The 22,696-nt window shown below is 69.2% G+C and carries 21 protein-coding genes, 1 tRNA gene and 1 pseudogene; 14 read left to right on the forward strand and 9 right to left on the reverse strand.

Going from position 1 to position 22,696, the window contains the following annotated elements; translation table 11 throughout:
• Nucleotides 1-36: 36 nt before the first annotated feature.
• The 3 genes from ACZ6MZ_RS02775 to rpmG are packed head-to-tail and all read right to left on the reverse strand — an operon-like array spanning nt 37 to nt 1,639.
• The gene (locus ACZ6MZ_RS02775; RefSeq protein WP_389940399.1) at nt 37-1,191 is read right to left on the reverse strand and encodes a CobW family GTP-binding protein; all 1,155 of its coding nucleotides are present in this window, start codon (nt 1,189-1,191) and stop codon (nt 37-39) included.
• On the reverse strand, nt 1,191-1,445 hold the full coding sequence (locus ACZ6MZ_RS02780) for a type B 50S ribosomal protein L31 (protein ID WP_384179374.1): 255 nt from the start codon (nt 1,443-1,445) through the stop codon (nt 1,191-1,193). Before ACZ6MZ_RS02780 ends, ACZ6MZ_RS02775 begins: the two co-directional genes overlap by 1 nt.
• Before the next feature lie 29 nt (nt 1,446-1,474).
• Nucleotides 1,475-1,639 (reverse strand): 50S ribosomal protein L33, encoded by a 165-nt coding sequence (gene rpmG / locus ACZ6MZ_RS02785; RefSeq protein ID WP_469349390.1) that lies wholly within the window; start codon nt 1,637-1,639, stop codon nt 1,475-1,477.
• A 67-nt stretch (nt 1,640-1,706) separates the two neighbouring features.
• Here rpmG and rpmB point away from each other — a divergent pair, with 67 nt between their 5' ends.
• From rpmB to ACZ6MZ_RS02835, 10 genes and pseudogenes are all read left to right on the forward strand, one after another.
• On the forward strand, nt 1,707-1,943 hold the full coding sequence (rpmB, locus tag ACZ6MZ_RS02790; RefSeq protein ID WP_469349392.1) for a 50S ribosomal protein L28: 237 nt from the start codon (nt 1,707-1,709) through the stop codon (nt 1,941-1,943).
• On the forward strand, nt 1,943-2,248 hold the full coding sequence (gene rpsN / locus ACZ6MZ_RS02795) for a 30S ribosomal protein S14 (protein WP_384179379.1): 306 nt from the start codon (nt 1,943-1,945) through the stop codon (nt 2,246-2,248). Before rpmB ends, rpsN begins: the two co-directional genes overlap by 1 nt.
• A gap of 193 nt (nt 2,249-2,441) precedes the next feature.
• Nucleotides 2,442-2,789, forward strand: a pseudogene (locus tag ACZ6MZ_RS02800) (ATP-binding protein); the annotation flags it as partial.
• A gap of 33 nt (nt 2,790-2,822) precedes the next feature.
• Complete coding sequence (locus tag ACZ6MZ_RS02805) at nt 2,823-3,233, forward strand: hypothetical protein (protein WP_469349639.1); 411 nt, start codon at nt 2,823-2,825, stop codon at nt 3,231-3,233.
• Nucleotides 3,234-3,302: 69 nt separating this feature from the next.
• Nucleotides 3,303-3,950, forward strand: a complete 648-nt coding sequence (locus ACZ6MZ_RS02810; RefSeq protein WP_469349394.1) for a choice-of-anchor M domain-containing protein — start codon at nt 3,303-3,305, stop codon at nt 3,948-3,950.
• Between the two features lie 29 nt (nt 3,951-3,979).
• Nucleotides 3,980-5,611, forward strand: a complete 1,632-nt coding sequence (locus ACZ6MZ_RS02815) for a choice-of-anchor M domain-containing protein (RefSeq protein WP_469349396.1) — start codon at nt 3,980-3,982, stop codon at nt 5,609-5,611.
• Between the two features lie 85 nt (nt 5,612-5,696).
• Nucleotides 5,697-7,241 (forward strand): anchored repeat ABC transporter, substrate-binding protein, encoded by a 1,545-nt coding sequence (locus tag ACZ6MZ_RS02820; protein ID WP_469349398.1) that lies wholly within the window; start codon nt 5,697-5,699, stop codon nt 7,239-7,241.
• Nucleotides 7,242-7,285: 44 nt separating this feature from the next.
• The gene (locus ACZ6MZ_RS02825; RefSeq protein WP_469349401.1) at nt 7,286-8,830 is read left to right on the forward strand and encodes a TIGR03773 family transporter-associated surface protein; all 1,545 of its coding nucleotides are present in this window, start codon (nt 7,286-7,288) and stop codon (nt 8,828-8,830) included.
• Entirely contained in the window at nt 8,827-9,573 is a 747-nt protein-coding gene (locus ACZ6MZ_RS02830; protein ID WP_469349403.1) for an anchored repeat-type ABC transporter ATP-binding subunit, read from the forward strand. Before ACZ6MZ_RS02825 ends, ACZ6MZ_RS02830 begins: the two co-directional genes overlap by 4 nt.
• Nucleotides 9,570-10,460, forward strand: coding sequence for an anchored repeat-type ABC transporter permease subunit (locus tag ACZ6MZ_RS02835; RefSeq protein WP_469349405.1), 891 nt, complete (start codon nt 9,570-9,572; stop codon nt 10,458-10,460). The genes ACZ6MZ_RS02830 and ACZ6MZ_RS02835 overlap by 4 nt, the downstream gene beginning before the upstream one ends.
• 708 nt (nt 10,461-11,168) lie before the next feature.
• Here the strand turns inward: ACZ6MZ_RS02835 and ACZ6MZ_RS02840 are convergent.
• Nucleotides 11,169-11,242 (reverse strand) — tRNA-Gly (locus ACZ6MZ_RS02840).
• A 476-nt stretch (nt 11,243-11,718) separates the two neighbouring features.
• Between ACZ6MZ_RS02840 and dcd the strand changes: the two genes are divergently transcribed.
• Together dcd and ACZ6MZ_RS02850 are read left to right on the forward strand one after the other, a co-directional pair.
• Complete coding sequence (dcd, locus tag ACZ6MZ_RS02845) at nt 11,719-12,294, forward strand: dCTP deaminase (protein WP_384179393.1); 576 nt, start codon at nt 11,719-11,721, stop codon at nt 12,292-12,294.
• Nucleotides 12,295-12,301: 7 nt separating this feature from the next.
• A complete protein-coding gene (locus tag ACZ6MZ_RS02850) occupies nt 12,302-12,790 on the forward strand; it encodes a phosphoribosyltransferase (protein WP_469349407.1) in 489 nt (162 codons plus the stop codon).
• Between the two features lie 66 nt (nt 12,791-12,856).
• Here the strand turns inward: ACZ6MZ_RS02850 and ACZ6MZ_RS02855 are convergent, their stop codons facing one another.
• From ACZ6MZ_RS02855 to ACZ6MZ_RS02875, 5 genes are all read right to left on the reverse strand, one after another.
• A complete protein-coding gene (locus tag ACZ6MZ_RS02855) occupies nt 12,857-13,855 on the reverse strand; it encodes a Yip1 family protein (RefSeq protein ID WP_469349409.1) in 999 nt (332 codons plus the stop codon).
• A 104-nt stretch (nt 13,856-13,959) separates the two neighbouring features.
• Nucleotides 13,960-15,114 carry an FG-GAP repeat domain-containing protein gene (locus ACZ6MZ_RS02860; RefSeq protein ID WP_469349410.1) on the reverse strand — a complete coding sequence of 385 codons (1,155 nt, stop codon included), beginning with the start codon at nt 15,112-15,114 and terminating at the stop codon, nt 13,960-13,962.
• Nucleotides 15,115-15,254: 140 nt separating this feature from the next.
• Entirely contained in the window at nt 15,255-16,664 is a 1,410-nt protein-coding gene (locus tag ACZ6MZ_RS02865) for an FG-GAP and VCBS repeat-containing protein (protein ID WP_389791628.1), read from the reverse strand.
• A gap of 173 nt (nt 16,665-16,837) precedes the next feature.
• Nucleotides 16,838-19,111: a (Fe-S)-binding protein gene (locus ACZ6MZ_RS02870; protein ID WP_469349412.1), complete on the reverse strand. Its 2,274-nt coding sequence runs from the start codon at nt 19,109-19,111 to the stop codon at nt 16,838-16,840.
• Nucleotides 19,112-19,196: 85 nt separating this feature from the next.
• On the reverse strand, nt 19,197-19,901 hold the full coding sequence (locus ACZ6MZ_RS02875) for a sugar transferase (protein ID WP_386877292.1): 705 nt from the start codon (nt 19,899-19,901) through the stop codon (nt 19,197-19,199).
• Nucleotides 19,902-20,186: 285 nt separating this feature from the next.
• Between ACZ6MZ_RS02875 and dnaK the strand changes: the two genes are divergently transcribed.
• A complete protein-coding gene (gene dnaK, locus ACZ6MZ_RS02880) occupies nt 20,187-22,034 on the forward strand; it encodes a molecular chaperone DnaK (protein ID WP_384179406.1) in 1,848 nt (615 codons plus the stop codon).
• Entirely contained in the window at nt 22,031-22,684 is a 654-nt protein-coding gene (grpE, locus tag ACZ6MZ_RS02885) for a nucleotide exchange factor GrpE (protein WP_384179408.1), read from the forward strand. Before dnaK ends, grpE begins: the two co-directional genes overlap by 4 nt.
• Nucleotides 22,685-22,696: the final 12 nt, after the last annotated feature.

A 22,696-nucleotide genomic window follows, 5' to 3' on the forward strand; every position in this document is an offset into this window, starting at 1 on the left:
ATGATCGAGTAGGAGCGGGTTCTCGGTTCCGGGTCTTCAGGAGACGGGGTCGAGGAGTGAGTCGAAGGCGGCAGGGAGCCGCTGCCACGCCTCGCGGCCCGAGGCGTACTCGGCGTCGGTCAGCAGGCAGGATTCGAGAAGTCGTTCCAGCCCCTCCCGGTCGAGCCCAGGGGAGGTGAAGACGAGATGCTGGCAGCGGTCGCCGTGTTCGGGGTGCCAGTCCAGTGCGGCAGCGGCCCGGCGTATCGGCGGCACCATCTCCCAAGCCGCATCGGGCAGAGAGGCCAGCCACGGGCCTGCGCTTTCCACGCACAGGGCGCCGCCGGCGGCGCCCCAGGCCAGCAGGGTGTCGGGGCGGTCGGCGAGCCAGAACCGGCCGCGGCTGCGTGCGGCCGCGCAGCACAGGTCTTCCAGCGCCTGATAGAGGCGCTCGGGGTGGAAGGGGCGGCGGCGGCGCCAGACGAGGGTGGCGACTCCCGCTTCGTCTGCTTCCTGGGGGAGCAGGGCGCAGGCCGGGTGCTGGGCGGCGGCTGCCGTTTCCACGTCGAAGCCGGCGAAGGCCAGTTGGGCGAGTTCGCCTGATCCGGCGGACACCTGGCGTGCGGTGGGGTGGAGCTGGGCGAGGAGAGCGCGGTCCTCGTCGTCGGCTTCTTCGCTGTCGACGAGAGCGAGTACGGGCGCGTACTCCAATTGCCGGGCCCAGGTGTCACCGACGGTTCGCTGGTCGGTGGCGGCGGCTGCCAGGCCCACCTCGGCCAGGTCGTCCCCGTTTGCCAGGTAGGGCAGCACGAGAGCGGAATCCACGGCGGTGATGACGTTGGTGAGGTCGAGGGTGCCGGCTCCGTGAGTGACGACGACTTCGGCCATCGCCTTGGGCTCGACGGAATCCCAGAGCTCGACGATCGCGAGTGGGGTCAGACCGCCGTCGGCCAGTCGCTCGAGCTCGGGGACCAGGTCTTCGCGCAGCGCGCAGCAGGCGCAGTCATTGACGAGGGGGGCATCGCCGCGGGACAGCTCGCCCGAGGCATCCCGGACGTTGCGACGCACGGTGCCGCCGGCTGCCGTGGCGAGATCGTGGTGGAGGGCGACGCTCCCGGGCACGGCGTGCAGAAGGCGGTCGACGACGTGTTCGCGGGCGCCGGAGTGGAGCCCACCGACGATGACGACGGGCAGTTTGCGCGTGTCCGCCATTACCGCGCCTCGTGGCGGGCGTAGCGGCGTTCGAATCGCTCTACGCGTCCCGCGGTGTCCAGGACGCGTGCGGTGCCGGTGTAGAAGGGATGGCTCATGGAGGAGATCTCGACGTCGACAACGGGGTAGGTGTTGCCGTCCTCCCACTCGACCGTCTTGTCGCTGGTGGCGGTCGACCGAGTGAGGAAGGCGAAGTCGGCCGCCTTGTCGCGGAATACGACGGGGCCGTAGGCGGGGTGGATTCCGGGCTTCATGACGGTGTCCTTCAGGGCGGGTTCGGGGGTCAGCGCTCTTCGCGGAAGTCGACGTGCCGGCGTGCGACCGGGTCGTACTTGCGCAGCACCATGCGGTCGGGATCGTTACGGCGGTTCTTGCGGGTGACGTAGGTGAAGCCGGTCCCCGCGGTGGAGCGCAGCTTGATGATCGGGCGCAGTTCGGTGCGAGCCATGAGGCTAGTATATGGAAATGGTTTCCATTGCCAATAGGTACTCGTTCAGAGAGGGCAGGTGACTTCCATGTCCGCCCACTGCCAGCTGACCGGCGCCAAGCCGGGCTTCGGCAACAACATCTCCCACTCGCACCGGCGCACTTCTCGCCGCTTCGACCCGAACATCCAGCGCAGGCGGTACTGGCTGCCGAGCGAGGGCCGGTACATCCGCCTGACCCTCAGCGCCAAGGGGATCAAGACGATCGACGTGATCGGCGTCGAAGCCGCCGTGGCCCGCGTCAGGGCCCGAGGAGTGAAGGTCTGATGGCGAAGAAGAGCAAGATCGCGCAGAACGAGAAGCGCAAGGCGACCGTCGAGCGGTATGCGGTCAGGCGAGCCGAGTTGAAGGAGATCCTGCGCAAGCCGACCGCCACGGAGGTGGAACGGCGCGCAGCCGTGGACGAGTTGCGGCGTCAGCCCCGCGACGCGAGCGCGACCCGAGTGCGAAACCGTGACAGTGTGGATGGCCGTCCGCGCGGTCACCTGCGGAAGTTCGGGCTCTCCCGCGTCCGGATGCGGGCACAGGCGCACGCCGGGTTTCTGCCCGGAGTGACCAAGTCGTCCTGGTGACCGGCGTCCACTGACAGCGACACCTCGGCCCGCACGCCCCAAGGGTGCGGGCCGACGGTGCGGTGGCGGTGCGGGAGGCCGCCCAGGCATCCGGTGGTGACCACGACGCCCTGGCGCGCGCGGACGGTCTCTCGCGGCAGGTCCAGCACCTGACCGCCCGTGGGGTTCTCAGCGAGGGTGTGGGCCGGGTCTGGTGGTCACCGTCGGCAACAAGGTCACCGGCGAGGACGACCTGCTCTTCCTGCGGGAACACGTCGGCGACGACCTGCTGGCCTACTGCCGGCGCTCCTCCTGGGTACGCGCCCAGGAACAGGGACGCGCACACGGCGAACTGGAGCCGCACGACATCGACACCTTCCGCGGGCTCCGGGCTGCCCTCGATTCCCGCAGCAAGGACTGGGAGATCTTCCAGGAGCAGGCAGTCGAATTCCATCTGCGCAACGCCACCGCCTGGGCCAACCAGGCCACCGGTATCGACCTCGCCGCGCAGGTCGATACCGGATTCCGGCATGGCCCTGCCGCGCTGACGCTCGCGATGTGAACGCCCGGCCCGCTTCCCTTCGTACCGTCATGAATCACCGAACGACGGGACGCTTGGCACCATGTCGCTCGACGTCTCTCCGAAGCCGAACACGGTGAGGTCCGCGACGAGAACTTCGTGGAAACCGTGCGTACTTCTCTGCCGTACGCCTACACGCTCGTCGCGGGCCACCTCATCGCGCTCGCAGATTCTCAATCAGTCGTCCGAGTTCCGCGACTGCTGAACACCTCGTGGGGGCTGGGCCCGTCGGCGGACGGGCCCAGCTCCCACGAGGTGTCGGAGGGTTCGGGGGTCGCCAACTCGGCTCTACCGGCGGCGCGTCGAGAACCGGCTCACTCAGAGGCCGGTGGCTCACGACGCTCATCTCGTTGGGCGACTGAGGCGGGGGCGTCGAGGCGAGCTTCTGGGCGTGGATCACACGGAACCATTGCCAACCCTTCATGAAAATGATTATCGTGTTGCTTGCTCGTGCACGTTCAAGTTCGTGCACTTTCTGACATAGGGGGATCCATCATGCGTACCTTTGGGCGCACTCTGACCGTCTCCGGCTCGCTGGCCGCGGCTCTCGCCGTGGCGGGCCTCGCCGCTACCCCGGCTACCGCTGCGACGACGCTCGGCAGTGGTCACGTGGACGTGCTCGACGCCGAGTGGGACGGAGCCGATCTGCACCTGCACGTTCACGACGAGGTGAACGATGTCGAGTACGAGCCGGCGGATGTCACGTTGTCCGTGCCGGCGGCCGCCAAGGTCACCAACCCCGGTTACGGCTTCCTCGGTTCGGGCAGCCAGGTGTGGCTGCTGCCCGAGGATGAAGCCCTTGCCAATTCCCGGGGCGTTCTGTTCCCGGGCATCTCAACCGAGCACCTCACCACCGGCGTCTTCTCGGGCAACGCGGTGACGTACAGCCTCGTCAGTGCCACCCGCAACGGCGCCACGACCGAGGACTTCAGCATCTACGCGGGCAGCGGCAGCCGCTGGTTCGACAGCAACACCAGCATCACCACCTACAAGTCCAAGTCCTTCGGCGTGGCCACGCACAACCACGCCAACTGGGCCTTCGAGGAGGCCGGTACCTACCAGCTGACGTTCAAGGTGCAGGGCACGGTCAGTGGCGCCACCGAGTCGGTCACTGAGGTATACACCGTGGTCGTCAGCTCGTGATGAGAGCCCTGACGCGTGGCGGACGCGCAGTGACCGCCGCGGCGTTGACCGCGGCGACCGCGATGCTCGTGGGCGCGGCAGGGCTGGTCGCCGGCGGCAGCGGGCAGGCCCGCGCCGCCGGCGGTGCCGTTGTCCTTGACGAGGGCGAGATGGACTTCACGCCCCGACTGGTCGACGGAAAAGTAGAGTTGCAGATCGACGACCGCAGCGGCGCCGCGACGGCCGTGCGGGAGCCGTCCGAGGTTGTCCTGCACGCCGTACAGTCGTCCCTCCATTTCACTCCGTCCCCGCTCTCCTCCGCGCTCGGCACGACCGATCTCGACACCTGGCAGCTCAACCACTGGGATGCGGCGAACATCTTCGCGCCCGAGCCCGGCTGGAACGGCTCCGCGGCAGGCGGTGACACCGAAGTGGAGCTGTCGGCGTACGAGGGGCCCGGGGACTTCGGACTGGCCACATACACCCGCGCGATGGACAACGAGGATGCCGCGCCGATCGTGCATCTCGGCAGTGTGGAGCCCACACCGCGCACCTTCACGCTCTCCGGCGATGAGCAACGGCTGCTGCCCACCTGGCAGTTCACCAAAGAGGGCGTGTACCGGCTCACCTTCACCGTGACCGGCGGCGGCTCGACCGACACCGAGACCCTGGCCGTCGTGGTCGGGGATGACGTCGACCCGTCGGAGGTGCTGCCCGGCGACGGCTCCACGCCGACACCCACCACATCAGCACCGGGCACGCCGTCCGGCAGCGCGACGCCGACCTCCCCGCCTCCGACCGTGCACGTCATCGACAACGGCCACCTCGACCTCGCGGCGCGGCCGGTGGACGATGCACTCCAGTTCCAGATCAAGGAAGGCAACTCGCAGACGTACGAGTGGTACGAGCCCGGCGAGGTGGTCCTCCACGTGAAGCCCGCGGCCAGGCGGAAGATCACGGAAGGGTACGAGTTCCTGGGCACGGTCGGTGATCCGGTGTGGTGGCTTCCCATGCAGCAGATCGACGGTCTGGTCTGGCCCGGGTGGAGCACAGAGGACTACGCCGGGAGCGACATCGACGGAGACATCACCTACCGGCTCGACGCGGTGCGGGGGCCGGGCTCGGTGGCGGTGTTCAACGCGGGGTCGCTCGGTTCCGCCGATGTCGCGCTCAACAGCGGTGACGGGCTGCCGGACCGCCTGACGCACTCCGTGAATTCCCACAGCCACTGGAACTGGACCTTCACCGCCGAGGGTGTCTACCGGACCGCCTTCACCGTGAGCGCCACGCTCGCCGACGGCACGAAGGTCAGTGACACCGGGACGATCGCCTGGGTGGTCGGCGACGACACGGATCCGTCGACCGTGACGCCGGGGGCCGGGGACGAACCGACCGCGACGCCGACGGCCACCGCTTCAGCCTCGGACACGCCGTCCGCGCCGGCAACCCCGTCTGCCTCGGCAACCGCGTCCGCGCCCGCCAATGCCACCGCGACGGACACCGGCCCGGTGTCCAACTCCGCTGACTCGGTTGGCGGTTCGTCGGCCGATGACACCGTCACCACCGGCGGGCTCGCCTCCACCGGTGCGGGTGTGGCGGTGATCGCGGTGATCGCCACGGTCGCCCTGCTCGTAGGCGTCGGCGCGGTGTTCGCCGTACGACGGCGTCGCACCGCTCAGTGAAAGCTCCGCGTGCGGAGGACCGGTACCTGGCAGCCACCCGGTCCCCGCACGCGGCACCGTCATGTTCGAGAGAAGGAGGAGCCCCATGGGGGGCCATCCCAGGCACACCACCACCGCCGCGCTCGCCACCGTCTGCGCGCTGCTCACCGGAGCCGGGGCCACCGGGTGCAGTGGGCTCCAGTCAGGCACGTCCGACGCCGAGCTGACGGTGTCGACGACCACCGCGATCATCGCCGACCTCGTCGGCCGGGTGGGAGGTGACCGCGTGGACGTCACATCGGTCGTGCCGCTTCACGGCGACCCGCACTCCTACGAGCCGAGCCCGGGTGACGCGGCCAAAGTCACCGAGGCGGACGTCGTGTTCAGCAACGGGCTGCTGCTCGAAGAGCCCGGGATCATGAAGATGGTCCACAACAACGCGCCCAAGTCGGCGCCGAAGATCGGGATCGCCGAGAAGCTGGAGCAGTACGGCGGTACGGTCATGAAGCTGGAGGAGGACCTCGGCCTGGACGTCCTCTGGCTCGGCTGGGCCGTGGAAGGCGAGGTCGACGGCGAAGGCTCCCAGGTCCGGACGACGGCCACGAAGCTGGAAGGTCCTGGCGAGCTGCGTGTGTACCTCACGGACACACTCGGCAGGCCCAAGGCGTATGTCAACTCGGCCGACGGCTTCGACGACGAGGATTCCTTCACACTGCCGCCCGAGGCGCACACCCACGTCAACTGGGCGTTCAGCGAGCCCGGGACGTACAAGCTCACCGTCGAGGGCCGCACAGAGACCCTGGACGGGAAGACCTCACGGATCGGCAGCGGCACCTTCACCTTCACCGTCGGCGGTGCGGCCGAGGCTCCGAAGAGCGCGGCGGTGCTCGACGGCGGGCACGCCGACATCGCGCTCAACGCCGAGACCGGAAAGGTCTACGTACGCGCCGACGAGCAGAAGACCGGCGCCCGCACCCACCACCCGGCCGACGAGGTCGTGCTCAACGTCCCCGCCCGAGCGAAGGAGTCCGTGCCGAAAGAGAAGGCGTACGGCTTCCTCGGCGAGGCGGGCGACGACGTCTGGGTGCTCCCCCAGGCCGTCATCGGCAAGCATGTGCACGGCGACATGGACCCGCACGCGTGGGAGGACGTCGCCAACGCGGAGGCGTACGTCCGGCGGATCGAGCATGAGCTGATCAAGGCCGACCCGGACGGGAAGGCCACGTACGAGAAGAACGCCGAGGCATATCTGAGGACACTCGGGGAGCTCGACGCGGAGGTCGCGAAGAAGCTCGCCACCGTCCCGGAGCGGAACCGGAAGCTGATCACGACGCATGACGCCTTCGGCTATCTCGCCAAGGCGTACGGCATGGAGGTGGCCGGGTTCGTCGTGCCGGTGCCCAACCAGGAGCCGAGCGCGGCCGGGGTCGAGGAACTCGGCGACACCATCCGCGAGAAGAAGGTCCCGTCCGTGTTCCTGGAGCCTAACCTCGCGGCCCGCTCGGACGTCCTGAAACGGGTCGCCAAGGACCAGGGAGTCGGGGTCTGCACGATCTACGGCGACTCGTTCAACGACGAGATCCATGACTACGTATCGATGATGCGGCACAACGCGACCGAGCTCGCGAAGTGCCTTGGGGGGGACGCCTGATGACAGGCATAAGAGACACAACGAGTTTGAGGGGCACGACGGGTATGCGACGGGTACGCAGGGAGCGGATCGCCGTGGCAGTGGCGCTCGCGGTCACACTGTCGGGGGGAGGCGCCGCCGTCGCGGACGACGGGAGCGGCGGAACGCGCGCCGAGTTCGGCCGCATCGCTTATACGGACGGGGGGTTGAGCCTCGACGCGGGAGATGCCGCCGCCGGCGCGGACGCCCATGTGATCGCGATCGATGACGACCACCTGGCAGACGCTCCGGCACCCGGGTGGGATACGACCGGCGTCGCGCGGGGAGCTGTCTCCGGGGACATCGTGCGATGGTCGCTGACCGGACTCGACGGGCCTGGTGAGTTGAAGGTGTACGGGGAGGAGGGCGACCCCGCCGAGGCCGCGGCGCTGTTCGACAGCGCGGACGGATTGCCCGACGCGCACGAGGTGCCGGTGGGTGAAGAGGGCCCCACCCGGTGGGAGTTCACCGCTGAAGGGACGTACCAGGTCATCTTCTCCGCCGAGGCCACGAGCCTCGACGGGCAGGCGCTGTCCGTGGGGGCCGTGTACACGGTGCTGGTCGGGGACGAGGCGATCACGGAGGCAGCGACGAACGGGAAGGCTCCCGCGCCGGAGAAGCCCGTGGTCGAGGAAGCTTTGCCGGCGCAGGCGCCCCCCAGGGCGCCGACCTCTCCCCCGGTGGAGTCGGCCCGCGGAGTCACCTCCGTCACCGCCGCCGCCCCCACGGTCACGGCCGCCGACGTCATCTCGACGACGAAGGTTCTCGACGAGGGGCACGTCGATTTCGCCGCGCGGGTCGTGGGAGGCAAGCTGCAGATCCACGTCAAGGACGGCACGGTCTCCGGGAAGACCACCTGGCGGGAGCCTTCGTCTGTGGTGCTGCACGTCAAGCCCGAGGCCAGGAAGACCCTTCCGGACAGCGAGGACTTCGCGTTCCTGGGGAAGGGCGGCGATCCGGTGTGGCTGCTCGACCAGGTGCAGCAGCAGGGGCTGCTGTGGCCCGGTTGGTCGACGGACAACATCGCGGCGGGGGCTACCAAGGGCGGGGTGAAGTTCTCGCTCACCGGCGTCGAGGGGCCCGGCGCGTACGCGCTCTACACCTACGACGCCATGTCGGGCGCGGACGTGCTGTTCAACAGCAAGGACGGAGTGCCGGACTCCTTCGACGTGGCCGCGAACACGCACGCGCACGGCGGGTGGGCCTTCACCAAGGACGGCACGTACCGGCTGACGTTCAAGATGAGCGGACAGCTCGCTGACGGGACGGCAGTCAGCGACACGGAGACCGTGGCGTTCGTGGTGGGCGACGGGAGCCCGTCCGGGGTGAAGCCCGGTGACGGATCCGGCAGCGACACCTCGCCCGGCACCGGCGACACCTCGCCGGACACCTCGCCGGCCGCCGGGTCCGGTTCGGGCGACGGCACCTCGGACGACGGCGGCTCCATGGCCTCCACCGGCGCCGGGAACACGGCTCTGGTGGGCGGGGCCGCGGCCGCCCTGGCCGCGCTCGGCGCGGGTTTCGTCGTCGCCACGCGCCGGCGCCGTACCGCCGGAAGGAACTCCGCGTGACCCGCGCCGAGGAGCCACCGCTGCTCCAGGTCCGGGAGGTGGGCGTGGCACTCGGCGGCCGTCCCGCCGTCGAACACGCCCAACTATCCCTGAACGCAGGCGACTTGCTGGGGCTGCTCGGACCGAACGGCGCGGGCAAGACCACCCTGCTGCGCGCCGTGCTCGGACTGGTCCCGCTCTCCGGCGGCCAGGTGCTGATCGAGGGCCTGCCGCCGGAACGCGCCCGGCACCTCGTCGGATACGTACCGCAGCGCCACGAGTTCGCCTGGGACTTCCCCATCGACGTCGCGGGCGCCGTGCTGTCCGGACGTACCCGTTCGATCGGCTGGCTGCGCCGGGTCCGGCCCGCCGACCGGGCAGCCGTCGACGAGGCGCTGGACATGGTCGGCCTCGGCGACTTGCGGCGGCGTCCGATCGGCGAGCTGTCGGGCGGCCAGCGGCAGCGGGTGCTGGTGGCCCGTGCGCTCGCGATCGAGCCCCGACTGCTGCTCCTGGACGAGCCGTTCACCGGTGTGGACATCCCCACGCAGGAGCTGCTGAACCAGCTCTTCCACCGGCTCGCCGCTGAGGGCCGGGGCCTGCTGATGACCACCCACGACCTGGCAGCCGCCGCCCGTACCTGCACACGCGTGGCGCTACTCAACCGGACCGTCGTGGCCGAGGGCGGCCCCGAGCTACTGGCCGACCCGGATCAGATGCTGCGCGCCTTCGGCCTGGACACGGCGATCGGGGCGGCGGCGTGAGCCTGGTGGAGTTCTTCGCAGATCCCTGGCAACTGCCTTTCATGCAGCGGGCGTTCGCAGTCGCTGTCATCACGGGGCTGGTGTGCGGGGTCGTGGGCGTGTACATCGTGCTACGCGGGATGGCGTTCATCGGCGAGGCGGTCTCGCACTCGGCGTTCCCGGGGGTCGCACTCGCGTACGCCTTCCAGGGCAACCTGCTACTCGGCGGCGCGCTCGCCGGGCTCACCACCTCCCTGCTGATCGCGCTGGTGTCGCAGAACCGCCGGCTGAAGGAGGACACCGTCATCGGGGTGTTCTTCTCCTGCGCGTTCGGCGTCGGCATCGTCCTCGTCTCCACACAGGACAGCTGGTCGACGGACCTGTCCTCGTTCCTGTTCGGGCAGGTGCTCGCGGTCGGCCCGGAGGACGTGTGGACGGCGGCGGGCGTCGGCGCGGTGATTGTGACGGTCGTCCTGCTGCTGAGCAAGGAGCTGGTGGCGGTCAGCCTGGACCGCGAGACCGCGCGGGCCGCCGGGCTGCCGGTCATGCGGCTCGACCTGATCCTCTACACCGTCGTGACCGCCACGATCGTGATTTCCCTGGAGGCTGTCGGCAACATCCTCGTCCTCTCGCTGCTCATCACGCCTGCGGCCGCGGCACGGATGCTCACCGAGCGCCTGTGGGCGATGACCCTGCTGGCCTCGGTGATCGGCGGCACGGGTGCGCTCGCCGGCCTGTACGTCTCGTACGCGTACGACCTCGCGGCAGGTGGCTCCATCGTCTGCGTACTGACCGCACTGTTCGCCACGACATGGTGCCTGGCACCCCGGCACGGGCTGCTGGCCAGGGCCCGGCAGCGGAAGCAGGAGACATTGCGACCGGCCGGCGAACAGCCGGCCTCGACCTGACGGCGAGAGGTGCTCCGCTTACCGCCGCCCGCATGACGATCACCTCGCCTTTTCGTGCCGGTGGTTCAGACGTCAGGGCAGCCCGGCCAACCCTCGGGCGGGAGAGGCCGGGCTTGCGCACCGGACGGGTGTCCTGCGGGCCTGCACGAACAGGCCCGCAGGAGACACCCGTGAAGGCTGTGGCCTTCGCTTTTCAGGCCGCAGCGGGGATCCGGGTCGGCGTTCGGCGAACTACAGGACCGCACGGGACAGGCAGGTCGTGCACCGCGAGCGTCTTCGCGTCTCTCAGTAGTTCGGTCAGCGAGCCACGGGCGCGGGCGACGCGTGAGCGAACGGTGCCGACCGGGCACCCTATTGCCGCTGCGGCCTCGCATAGGCGACACCGAGGAGTTGCGTGAGTATGAACGGTCCACGGCGCTCTGCCGGAAGGACTCGGAGGTAGAATTGCTCAGCAATGCCGGTTCTGTCTCCGCTGCCCCGTGCTCTCCACGGAGTTCGTGGAAAGCCGTATTGCATCCGCAATGTTGTGACGACTCGCGTCAGTGAGGCCCAGTTCACATGAAATGCGTCTCGCCATTTGAGAAGCCTGGCGCGGAAAGCCGCTCAAACTTGGCTCCTGCCGGCGGATAGGGCTGGCGGAGGGCTGGCTCACCCGGAAATGGTCTAGGCAACAAATAACCCCCGGGTCAATGACCTGGGGGTTTGTCGTGGAGCGGGTGACGAGAATCGAACTCGCGCTCTGAGCTTGGGAAGCTCATGTTCTACCATTAAACTACACCCGCGCGGCGCGGTCGTGGTTGGCGTCGCGTCGTCGGACACTCTACCTCATTGCAGGCCCCGGGCGTTTTGTGGCTCGGGGTCTTTGGTGTGTTCGGGGGGTGGGTGGGGTGGGTGGAAGTGGGGGTGGGGGCGGGAGTTGGGGCGTAGGGTCGCGGGGCGGGGTGCCGGTGCGGGGCGTGTCCTGTTGATCCCCTAGTGTGGGCGTTCGTCCGCGTTTGTTGGGGAAAGGACCTGATGGACTTGATGGAACGCACCGTCGTCCGCTGTGCCGAGGGGCATGTGTTCAGTACTACGACGTTCCCGATGCAGCAGCTCGACACCGGGCGGATCGGGCCCGGGCGGCTTATTCGGTGTCCGCGTTGTGCGCGGTTGCGGCATGCCGTGCCGGTGGAGTTGGAGCGGCGCTGACCGAGGTCGGCCGGGGCGCGCGGGACTGCCCGATGGGGGTGGGCTCGCGCGCTCTGCGTATCCTCGGGGCGTGCTTCTCTCAGACAAGGACATCCGGGCCGAGCTCGATTCCGGACGCGTACGCCTCGATCCGTATGACGAATCGATGGTGCAGCCCTCCAGCATCGATGTGCGGCTCGACCGGTTCTTCCGGGTGTTCGAGAACCACCGGTATCCGCATATCGACCCCGCCGTCGAGCAGGTCGATCTGACGCGCAAGGTCGAGCCGGAGGGGGACGATCCGTTCATCCTCCATCCCGGGGAGTTCGTCCTCGCGTCGACGTACGAGGTCATCTCGCTGCCCGACGACATCGCCTCCCGGCTGGAGGGGAAGTCCAGTCTCGGGCGGCTCGGGCTGGTGACGCACTCGACCGCCGGGTTCATCGACCCAGGGTTCTCCGGGCACGTCACGCTGGAACTGTCGAACATGGCGACGCTGCCGATCAAGCTCTGGCCCGGGATGAAGATCGGGCAGCTGTGTCTGTTCCGGCTCAGCTCGCCGGCGGAGTTCCCGTACGGCTCCGAGCGGTACGGCTCGCGCTATCAGGGGCAGCGGGGGCCGACGGCCTCGCGGTCGTATCTCAATTTCCACCGGACGCAGGTGTGAGGCCCGCATGATGGACGCGCGGGAGAACCTGACGTACGAGACGTTCGGCCGCGCCGTCCGCGAGCTGGCGCAGAGCATCGCCGACGACGGGTTCGAGCCCGATGTCGTCCTGAGCATCGCGCGGGGTGGGGTCTTTGTCGCCGGCGGCCTCGCCTACGCCCTGGACTGCAAGAACATCCACCTGGTCAATGTGGAGTTCTACACCGGAGTCGGCACCACCCTGGCCATGCCGGTCATGCTGGCGCCGGTGCCGAACGCCATCGACTTCTCCAACAAGAAGGTCCTCATCGCGGACGACGTCGCCGACACCGGCAAGACGCTGAAGCTGGTGCACGACTTCTGCGTCGACCATGTCGCCGAGGTGCGCAGCGCGGTGATCTACGAGAAGTCGCAGTCCCTGGTGAAGTGCGAGTACGTCTGGAAGCGCACGGAGGACTGGATCAACTTCCCCTGGAGCGTGGAGCAGCCCGTCGTACGCGTACGACGAGGTACGTGAAGCAGGGCCCCGTCCGTGAAGAAGGGCCCCCTTCCGGAGGCCCTTCTCACGCGCTGTACAGCGGTATCAGATCGTGCCCAGCTTGATCAGCGAGAGCAGCGCGATCAGCTGGATCGCCGACGCGCCCAGCGCCTTCGGCCACGGCAGGTCGTGCGACTTGCTCACCATGATGGTGAAGAGCGCGCCGGCCGCGATCCAGGTGACCCAGCCGAGGACCTGGACCAGGGAGTTCTCGCCGCCCAGGAAGAGGGCGAAGAGCAGACGCGGCGCGTCCGATATCGACATGATCAGCATGGAGAGGCCGACCGTCGGCTGCCAGGCGCCGTCGCCGCCGAGCTGGCGGGCGAGGGTGTGGGTCACCGCGCCCAGGATCAGACTGCCGATGACAAAGGCGACGCCCGTGGTGAGCGCGGCCGGGATGGCCGTGGAGAGCGTCGCGTTGATCGCGTCCTCACGGGCCGTGTCGAAGCCGAAGAGCGCCAGCAGTCCGTAGATGAACATCACGGTCAGGGCGGGGCCCCAGACCGGGTAGTCGCGCATCTGCAGGAAGGTCTGGCCGGGGCGCAGCACGATGCCGGTCAGCAGTTCCTTCCAGCGCAGCCGGGGGCCCGTGGGAACCGGGTCCGCGCCGGCGCTGTAGGTGGCGCCGTCGCCGTACCGTTCCTCGTCGATGCTGAACGCCTGGGTGTGACCAGGGTTGTTGGCGTACGGGTCACCGTGCGGGCCCTGCTGCGGCTGCTGGTACGGGTCGCCGAAGTACTCCGGCTCGCCATGCTGCCCACCGCCCTGCTGGCCGCCGTACTGCCCGCCGCCGTGCGCGGTGCGTCCGCCCGGCCCGCCCTGCCCTCCCGGTCTGCCCGGCCCACTGGGCCCGCCGTACTGTCCGGTGCCCGTCGGAGGCCACTGCTGCTGCCCGTACGGAGGCGCGGCTTGCTGCCCGCCTCCGTATCCCGGGGGCGGCGCCTGCCGTCCGTACGGCTGCTGCGGCGGTTGCTGCCGCTGCCGCTGCGGTTGTTGTTGCGGGGTGCGGTTGTCCCGGCCGCGTCCGATCCTGAATCCAGCCACACAATCGAACGTACCCGCTCCGTACGGGTGTAGCGGCTGAGGTGGGGGAACGGGCGGGCCTTTGCGGCCGAGCTGTGACATCCCTTAGGGGAACCCTGGGGGGTCTACCCGAGGAAGATCGACGTACTGAAGGTGATCACCGGCCGGTCCCCGGCGACCGCGGGCTCGTACAGCGCGATCAGATCGGTCTTCTCCCCCTGGTGGGTACGAGTCACCAGGTCCGGGCGCTTGTCCCCGTCGAAGTCGGCCGACCGGAGGAGTTCGGTCACGGGCTTGTCCTGGCCCGACGAGGTCCCGGACGGCAGCCTCGGCGCCGGCGGGAGCCGTACGGCCCTGAAGGTGTACGTGCCCCCCGGGCGGCCCGGTCCGTCCGGCCCGCCGAGCAGCAGCCCGCCCCGGCCGGCCGTGCCGGGCGCATGGGCGCGGGTGGCGTGGACGAGGTCGTCGTAGCCGTCGCCGTTGACGTCGGCCCTGGGATCCGGCGCCGCCAGGACCGGGCCGCCGCCGGGGACCGGCGCCGAGGCGGAGCGCGGAGCGCCGGCCCGGGTGAAGGGGCCGCGGAGATAGCTGACCTGGCCGGCGCTCGCGGTGACGGCGAGGTCCTCCGTACCGTCGCCGTCGAAGTCGCCGCAGACGGGGTGGTCGGGCCACTCGTTGCCGAAGCGGGCCTTGGCGGGGATCCGGAGGACCACCGCCTTGCCGGCCAGGCCGGTGGCGCCGCCGAAGAGGATCTGCACGGGGACGGGCGGCATGCCGGTGCCGTCGTACGGCGGATCCGTGGTGATGATCAGATCGCCGAAGCCGTCCTGGTCGAGGTCGCACGCGGCCTCGGCGTCGAACGCGGCGGGGAGTGTGCCGTCGACGCGGGCGCCGTGGGTACGGGGGCTGAGGGTCTGGCGTACGGCCGGGTCGAGGCCACGGGCGGCGGCGGTGCCGTACACGATCCCGATGCCCGCGTCGTCGCCGAAGCTGTCGTCCGGGGCCTTGACCAGGTCGTTGAGTACGAGATCGCGGTGGCCGTCCCCGTTGAAGTCGTCGGGGAGACGGCTGCCCTCGCCGCGCGGAACGGGGCGGCGGGGGGCGGCGCCCTTGCCGGAGAGGGGGGCGGTGTCGCCGTTCTTGGCCTCCGCGGAGCCCTGGTCCTTACCGGTGGCCGGGCCGGGTGCGGCCGTACAGCCCGTCAGCAGCAACGCCGTGGAGACGACGATGCCGGCACCGACTCGGACGCCGACGCCGACGCATGCGCCAGCGCTGCTCATCGCTCTCGCCGCGACGCGTATGCGCACGCCCCACCCACCCCATCCCGTCCGTAGCGCTCGCCGCGGTGGAGGCCATGGGAGCGGGGCCACCGTCAGCTCACTGTCGCCACATGATGCTCCAGAGCTCCCCGCTTCCGCGCTCAGTGGCCGAAGTCCGAGCCGAACCCGTCGCCCGGCCGGGGCGTCAGACCCAGGTCCGCGGGGCCGATGAGAGTCGGCCCGGCGGGGTCGATGCCGGAAGGACCGCCGCGCAGGATCCGCACCTTGCCGTCGCCCACACCCGGGAAGAGCGTGCCGATCGCCAGGTCCGCCGCCTGGTCCCCGTTCATGTCCAGCAGCGCAAGGCGGGGCGTACCGGGGAAGCTCGCGGCCTGCTGGGCCCCCTGACCGGTCAGACCCCCCGGGCCGCCTCGCAGGACGAGAACGGCGCCTTCGCCGTCCTCGGTCGGGGCGGTGAAGGCGATGTCGGCGTAACCGTCTCCGTTGACGTCCCCGGCCGTTGCCGAGTCCCCGAAGCCGCAGGACGTGGAGACGGGCGAGCCGGGCAGTCCCGGCGTGCTGTCGTTGATCGTCGTGGCTTTCAGGCCGCTGCTCTGGCCGGCCGCACCGCCGTACGCGACCATCAGCCGGCTGCCGCCGGCAGGCCTGGTCTCCTCGCCAACGATCTCGCAGGGGAGGCCGACGACCACATCGGCGAAGCCGTCCTTGTTCACGTCGGCCGTGGTGACGGAGCTGCCGAACATGTCCTTGCCCCGCGCGTCCTTGAGGCGGGAGCCCTTGGTCAGTCCGCCGTCGGCGGTGCCGCGGTACACCACGGTGGCGCGAGGCGTGGGCATCTCGTCCGCGTACACATGGGACCAGGTGACCACCAGATCGTCCCTGCCGTCGCCGGTCACGTCCCCGACGCCGACGAGCGAGGCGGTGTAGTACGCCGGGTCGTCCGTCGTGAGGTCGACGGACTTCACCCGGCTGGGTTTGCCGACCCGGTTGAACGGGCCGAACCGGATGGTCGCTGTCGACGGCCCCTCGCTGGTGACGAGGTCGGTGTGGCCGTCACCGTCGAAATCGCCGACGTGGGGCGCCGCGCCGGTCAGCCGGACCGCTCCTGCGAGCGTCTCGCGGTCGGCCCAGACGATGAAGACGGTGCGGCTGCCCGCCTGGGTGATGAGATCGCTGCGGCCGTCGCCGTCGAGATCACCTGAGGTGGCGTGCCGGCCGAAGCGCCCGCCCGTGCCCGCGTTGCCGAGGCCCAGGCTGTCCTGAGTGATCACCTGGTGGCGTGCGGGAACCGGGCCGTCGGCCGAGCCGCGCACCACCGCCGCGTACCCGGCGGCGTACGTGCCGTTGACCGTGGCCGAGGTGTCGGTGATGACGAGGTCACCCATCCCGTCACCGTCGAAGTCGGAGCGCGGGCCGGAGCGTAGGTCGGCGCGCGGGCCGGAGCCGGAATGGGAGCCGGAGCCGGCGCCGGAGTCGGACGGGGTTCCCGGAGCCCCGCAGGCGACTGTGGCGGCGAGGGCGATGCTGCTGACAAGACGCTTCTTCCGCATGGGGGTTGGACCCATGCGGTCCGCGGATGGTTGTGCGGGAGAGATACGGAAGGGGGACATACGGAAGGGGAGACATACGGAAAGCAGCAGCGGCCGGCCCCGCCCCGAGGCGGATCCGGCCGCTGCTGTCATGTCCCGCAGGCGTGAGTCCCGCAGGCGTCCCGTAGGCGGGACTACGTCACCGGCTCCGGCTTCGGGTCCGGCGCGTTCTCCTGCTCCTCGGCGCCCGCCGGGTCCGCCGGCGTACGTACCGAGTCGAGCAGCAGCTGCGCCACGTCCACGACCTGGAGGGATTCCTTCGCCTGACCGTCGTTCTTCTTGCCGTTGACCGAGTCGGTCAGCATCACCAGGCAGAACGGGCAGGCCGTCGAGACGATGTCCGGGTTCAGCGAAAGGGCCTCGTCCACGCGCTCGTTGTTGATGCGCTTGCCGATCCGCTCCTCCATCCACATCCGCGCGCCGCCCGCGCCACAGCAGAAGCCGCGCTCCTTGTGGCGGTGCATCTCCTCGTTCCGCAGGCCCGGCACCTTCGCGATGATCTCGCGCGGCGGTGTGTAGACCTTGTTGTGACGGCCCAGGTAGCAGGGGTCGTGGTACGTGATCAGACCCTCGACCGGCGTCACCGGGATCAGCTTCTCCTCGTCCACCAGATGCTGGAGCAGCTGCGTGTGGTGGATGACCTCGTACTCGCCGCCGAGCTGCGGGTACTCGTTCGCGATCGTGTTGAAGCAGTGCGGGCAGGTCGCGACGATCTTCTTCGACGACTTCGGCTTCTTCGTCGCCTCGTCCTCGTCGTCCTCCCCGTACGCCATGTTCAGCATCGCCACGTTCTCCTGGCCGAGCTGCTGGAACAGCGGCTCGTTGCCCAGCCGGCGGGCCGAGTCACCCGTGCACTTCTCGTCGCCGCCCATGATCGCGAACGTGACGCCCGCGATGTGCAGCAGCTCCGCGAAGGCCTTCGTGGTCTTCTTGGCCCGGTCCTCCAGCGCGCCCGCGCAGCCGACCCAGTAGAGGTAGTCGACCTCCGACAGGTCCTCGATGTCCCGGCCCACGACCGGCACCTCGAAGTCGACCTCCTTCGTCCACTCCAGGCGCTGCTTCTTGGCCAGGCCCCAGGGATTGCCCTTCTTCTCCAGGTTCTTGAGCATCGTCCCGGCCTCGCTCGGGAAGGAGCTCTCGATCATCACCTGGTAGCGGCGCATGTCCACGATGTGGTCGACGTGCTCGATGTCGACCGGGCACTGCTCCACACACGCACCGCAGGTGGTGCAGGACCACAGCACATCCGGGTCGATGACGCCGTTCTCTTCGAGCGTCCCGATCAGCGGGCGTCCGGCCTCGGCGAGGGCCGCGGCCGGCACACCGGCAAGCTGCTCCTCGGACGCCTTCTCCTCGCCCTCCATGGTCTTGCCGCCGCCGGCCAGCAGATACGGCGCCTTGGCGTGCGCGTGGTCGCGCAGCGACATGATCAGCAGCTTCGGGGAGAGCGGCTTGCCCGTGTTCCAGGCCGGGCACTGCGACTGGCAGCGGCCGCACTCCGTACACGTGGAGAAGTCGAGGATGCCCTTCCAGGAGAAGTGCTCCACCTGGGAGACGCCGAAGACGTCGTCGTCGCCCGGGTCCTCGAAGTCGATCTCCTTGCCGCCGCTCGTCATCGGCTGGAGCGCGCCGAGGGCCGTGCCGCCGTCCGCCTCGCGCTTGAACCAGATGTTCGGGAAGGCGAGGAACCGGTGCCAGGCGACGCCCATGTCGGTCTTGAGCGCGACCGTGATCATCCAGATGAAGGACGTCCCGATCTTGATCATCGCGATCAGGTAGACCAGGTTCTGCAGGGTGCCGAGGCTGAGCCCCTTGAACGCCGCGACCAGCGGATACGAGACCAGATAGGCGGCCTGGTACGAGTCGGCGTGGTGCAGTGCGCCCTCCAGGCCGCGGAGCACCAGGATCGCCAGGCCGATTATGAGGATGACGGCCTCGACGAAGTACGCCTGGCCGAAGTTGGAGCCCGCGAAGCGGGACTTGCGGCCGGCGCGGCTGGGCAGCGACAGCTGGCGGATGACGATCAGCGTCAGGATGCCGAGCGTCGTCAGCAGGCCGATCAGCTCGACGAAGACTTCGTACGGCGTCCAGTTACCGATGACCGGCAGCAGCCAGTCCGCCTTGAAGAGCTGCCCGAAGGCGTTCACCAGGGTCAGTACGAGCGTGAAGAAGCCGACCGCCACGAACCAGTGCGCGACGCCGACGACACCCCACCGGTTCATCCGGGTGTGGCCGAGGAACTCCTTGGCCACCGTCAGGGTGCGCTGGGCGGGTTCGTCGGTCCGCGTACCCGCGGGGACGTCCTGGCCGAGCTTCACGAAGCGGTAGATCTGCGCGATGGCTCGGCCGAACAGCGCGACGCCGACGACGCCGAGTACCAGCGACACGATGATCGCGGCGAGTTGCATTGGGGGCTCCTCGGGCCTGCGAGGGTGGAAAGTCCGCCACTCTTACTAAGCGGTAACTTAATCAGTCCGTGCTGAGGTTACCCACTTATCTCGCCGCAATGTAGCGGCGGAGCCGGTGATCTGTGTCGCTCAGGGCGCCCTCACCGCGCGGGGTGAAGGCGCGGGCGCGTGCGCGCGGGAGCGCGCGGGGGTGCGCGGGCAGGCAGGGTCGAGCGTACGACTGGGCGTACGACCGGGCGAACGGCTGGGCGAACAGCCAGGCGCGCGGCTGGGTTTCCGAGCGGGCGCGCGAGCGGGCGTGCGCGGCACACAGCGCGGGGAGCGTACGGGCGAGGATCGCCAGGTCGAGGCCGATCCAGTGCTGCTCGACATAGTGCTGGTCGAGCAGCGGGGCCTCGTCCCACGGCAGCGGTGAGTGCCGCCGTACCTGCGCGAGGCCGGTCAGGCCCGGCCGTACGAGCCGCCGCCAGGGCGCCGCGGCCGCGGGGGATCCGACCTTCAGGGGCGCGGGCCCGACCAGCGACAGTTCGCCGCGTACGACATGGGGCAGCCGGGAGAGCAGATCCAGCCGGAACAGCCGGGTGCGCAGGGAACTCAGGACGAAGGGCCGTCCGTTCAGTCCTGTGCGGTACTCGCGTACGAAGACGCCGCCGGCCGGCCGCGTCAGCGCGACGGTGAGGGTGGCGGCCATGAGTACGGGCGCGGCCAGAACCAGCAGGGCCGAGCCGAGCGCCAGATCCAGCAGCCGCTTGGGTTCCGGGAGCCGCTTGGGTTCAAAGAGCTGCTTCATGCGTCGCTTCATGGCCACACCTGACCGTCCTGTGGGTTCTGTTACGTTCAAAAGAGCTTTCGGATCTTTCGAGGCTTTCAGGTCTTTTGTCACAGAACGATCGCATGATGAGGTGGCGCGGATCGGGTAGGCGCCCCCGCCAGGCGCGTTCACGCCGGTCCGATGGCCCCCGGGCGCACAGGGTCCGCACAATAGTTGAGTCTCATCGACTCAGGTCCTTTGACTCCTTGGGATCTGTGATGCATCCTTGAGCCTGTTCCACTCAAGTCAGTTGGAGGAATCGAAATGGCACGTGCGGTCGGCATCGACCTGGGCACGACTAACTCCGTCGTCAGCGTTCTCGAAGGCGGCGAGCCCACCGTCATCACCAACGCCGAAGGCGCCAGGACCACGCCGTCCGTCGTCGCCTTCGCCAAGAACGGCGAGGTGCTCGTCGGCGAGGTCGCGAAGCGCCAGGCGGTCACGAACGTCGACAGGACCATCCGGTCGGTCAAGCGCCACATGGGCACCGACTGGAAGATCAACCTGGACGGCAAGGACTTCAACCCGCAGCAGATCTCGGCCTTCGTGCTGCAGAAGCTGAAGCGGGACGCGGAGTCGTACCTGGGCGAGAAGGTCACCGACGCGGTGATCACCGTTCCCGCGTACTTCAACGACTCGGAGCGCCAGGCCACCAAGGAGGCCGGCGAGATCGCGGGCCTCAACGTGCTGCGTATCGTCAACGAGCCGACGGCGGCCGCCCTCGCCTACGGTCTCGACAAGGACGACCAGACCATCCTGGTCTTCGACCTCGGTGGCGGCACCTTCGACGTCTCGCTGCTGGAGATCGGTGACGGCGTCGTCGAGGTGAAGGCCACCAACGGTGACAACCACCTCGGTGGTGACGACTGGGACCAGCGGGTCGTCGACTTCCTGGTGAAGCAGTTCGCCAACGGTCACGGCGTGGACCTGGGCAAGGACAAGATGGCTCTCCAGCGTCTCCGCGAGGCCGCGGAGAAGGCGAAGATCGAGCTGTCGTCCTCCTCGGAGACGACGATCAACCTGCCCTACATCACGGCGTCCGCCGAGGGCCCGCTGCACCTGGACGAGAAGATCACTCGCTCCCAGTTCCAGCAGCTGACCTCCGACCTGCTGGACCGCTGCAAGACCCCGTTCCACAACGTCATCAAGGACGCCGGCATCCAGCTGTCCGAGATCGACCACGTGGTGCTCGTCGGCGGTTCGACCCGTATGCCCGCCGTCGCGGAGCTCGTCAAGGAGCTCACCGGTGGCCGGGACGCCAACAAGGGCGTGAACCCGGACGAGGTCGTCGCCATCGGCGCCGCGCTCCAGGCCGGTGTCCTCAAGGGTGAGGTCAAGGATGTCCTGCTCCTCGACGTGACCCCGCTGTCCCTCGGTATCGAAACCAAGGGCGGCATCATGACCAAGCTCATCGAGCGCAACACGACGATCCCGACGAAGCGCTCGGAGATCTTCACGACGGCCGAGGACAACCAGCCGTCCGTGCAGATCCAGGTCTACCAGGGCGAGCGCGAGATCGCGGCGTACAACAAGAAGCTCGGCATGTTCGAGCTGACCGGTCTGCCGCCCGCCCCGCGCGGTGTGCCGCAGATCGAGGTCGCCTTCGACATCGACGCCAACGGCATCATGCACGTGGCCGCGAAGGACCTCGGCACCGGCAAGGAGCAGAAGATGACCGTCACCGGTGGCTCCTCGCTGCCGCGGGACGAGGTCAACCGGATGCGTGAAGAGGCCGAGCAGTACGCGGACGAGGACCACCGCCGTCGCGAGGCCGCCGAGACCCGCAACCAGGCCGAGCAGCTCGTCTACCAGACGGAGAAGTTCCTCAAGGACAACGAGGACAAGGTCCCCGGCGACGTCAAGACCGAGGTCGAGACCTCCATCGCCGAGCTGAAGGAGAAGCTCAAGGGCGAGGACACCGCCGAGATCCGTACCTCCACGGAGAAGGTCGCGGCCGTCTCCCAGAAGCTCGGCCAGGCGATGTACGCGGACGCCCAGGCCGCCGGTGGCGGCGAGGGTGCGGCGGGCGCCGGCCAGGCCCAGCCCGAGGACGACGTCGTCGACGCCGAGATCGTGGACGACGAGAAGCCGAAGAAGGACGGTGCGGCGTGACCGAGGAGACTCCGGGCTTCGAGGAGAAGCCCGACGTCCCCTCCGGCGCCACCCCCGAAGACGCCGCGTCGAAGGCCGCCGAGTCCGGCTCCGTGAAGGAGCCGGGCCCGGCGGCCCCGGCCGGGGACGTAGAGCAGGTAGCCCTGACGGCGCAGCTGGACCAGGTCCGTACGGCGCTCAATGAGCGCACGGCAGACCTCCAGCGGCTCCAGGCGGAGTATCAGAACTACCGCCGGCGGGTGGAGCGGGACCGGGTCACGGTCAAGGAGATCGCTGTCGCGAGTCTGCTGACCGAACTGCTGCCCGTGCTGGACGACATCGGCCGCGCGCGGGACCACGACGAGCTGGTCGGCGGCTTCAAGTCGGTGGCCGAATCGCTGGAGACGGTCGCCGCGAAGCTGGGCCTCCAGCAGTTCGGCAAGGAGGGCGAGCCCTTCGACCCGACGATCCACGAGGCCCTGATGCACTCGTACGCGCCGGATGTCACCGAAACAACGTGCGTCGCGATCCTGCAGCCTGGGTACCGCTTCGGCGAGCGGACGATCAGGCCCGCCCGCGTCGCGGTGGCCGAGCCCCAGCCCGGGGCCCAGCCCAGGGCAGCGGACGAGCAGGCCAAGGACGAGGAGAGCGGTGGCCCGGACGAGGGCTGACGTGGGGACAGG

This window comes from Streptomyces sp. NPDC042201 (assembly GCF_055582185.1).

Coding starts and splice junctions, on each gene's coding strand:
- ACZ6MZ_RS02775 (WP_389940399.1), bottom strand. CDS start 1,191: ATGGCGGACACGCGCAAACTGCCCGTCGTCATCGTCGGTGGGCTCCAC.
- ACZ6MZ_RS02780 (WP_384179374.1), bottom strand. CDS start 1,445: ATGAAGCCCGGAATCCACCCCGCCTACGGCCCCGTCGTATTCCGCGAC.
- rpmG (WP_469349390.1), bottom strand. CDS start 1,639: ATGGCTCGCACCGAACTGCGCCCGATCATCAAGCTGCGCTCCACCGCG.
- rpmB (WP_469349392.1), top strand. CDS start 1,707: ATGTCCGCCCACTGCCAGCTGACCGGCGCCAAGCCGGGCTTCGGCAAC.
- rpsN (WP_384179379.1), top strand. CDS start 1,943: ATGGCGAAGAAGAGCAAGATCGCGCAGAACGAGAAGCGCAAGGCGACC.
- ACZ6MZ_RS02810 (WP_469349394.1), top strand. CDS start 3,303: ATGCGTACCTTTGGGCGCACTCTGACCGTCTCCGGCTCGCTGGCCGCG.
- ACZ6MZ_RS02820 (WP_469349398.1), top strand. CDS start 5,697: ATGGGGGGCCATCCCAGGCACACCACCACCGCCGCGCTCGCCACCGTC.
- ACZ6MZ_RS02825 (WP_469349401.1), top strand. CDS start 7,286: ATGCGACGGGTACGCAGGGAGCGGATCGCCGTGGCAGTGGCGCTCGCG.
- ACZ6MZ_RS02850 (WP_469349407.1), top strand. CDS start 12,302: ATGATGGACGCGCGGGAGAACCTGACGTACGAGACGTTCGGCCGCGCC.
- ACZ6MZ_RS02860 (WP_469349410.1), bottom strand. CDS start 15,114: ATGAGCAGCGCTGGCGCATGCGTCGGCGTCGGCGTCCGAGTCGGTGCC.
- ACZ6MZ_RS02865 (WP_389791628.1), bottom strand. CDS start 16,664: ATGCGGAAGAAGCGTCTTGTCAGCAGCATCGCCCTCGCCGCCACAGTC.
- ACZ6MZ_RS02870 (WP_469349412.1), bottom strand. CDS start 19,111: ATGCAACTCGCCGCGATCATCGTGTCGCTGGTACTCGGCGTCGTCGGC.
- ACZ6MZ_RS02875 (WP_386877292.1), bottom strand. CDS start 19,901: ATGAAGCAGCTCTTTGAACCCAAGCGGCTCCCGGAACCCAAGCGGCTG.
- dnaK (WP_384179406.1), top strand. CDS start 20,187: ATGGCACGTGCGGTCGGCATCGACCTGGGCACGACTAACTCCGTCGTC.